This window comes from Paraburkholderia sp. JHI2823 (assembly GCF_038900695.1).
GTDB classification, from domain to species: Bacteria; Pseudomonadota; Gammaproteobacteria; order Burkholderiales; family Burkholderiaceae; genus Paraburkholderia; species Paraburkholderia mimosarum.
In genome coordinates, this window is sequence record NZ_JAYMRY010000445.1 from 1 (window position 1) to 250 (window position 250).

The following is a 250-nucleotide window of genomic DNA, read 5'->3' on the forward strand; positions in this document are numbered from 1 at the left end:
TGATCGTCACTGTCTTTGGGCACGAAGCTCTTGTGCCCCGCCCACGCCTGGATCAGCGTTCCGTCCACACTGAAGTGCTCGCCCGAGAGTAGGCACTTCTTCTCGGCGATCGCCACTACTTCATTGAGTCGGAGTAGGAATGACAGTCACCCATCACCCCCTCCACAGATCCGTACGTGCAGAGTTACCGCATACGGCTCCTGCCTTGGGTCGTGACGATCAGACGCTGGTGTGGGTACGGATGACAAAT

Annotated in this window: 1 pseudogene; it reads right to left on the reverse strand. The window is 57.6% G+C overall.

Going from position 1 to position 250, the window contains the following annotated elements:
* A pseudogene (locus VSR34_RS39345) lies at nucleotides 1-125 on the reverse strand (IS5/IS1182 family transposase); the annotation flags it as partial.
* Nucleotides 126-250 lie beyond the last annotated feature (125 nt).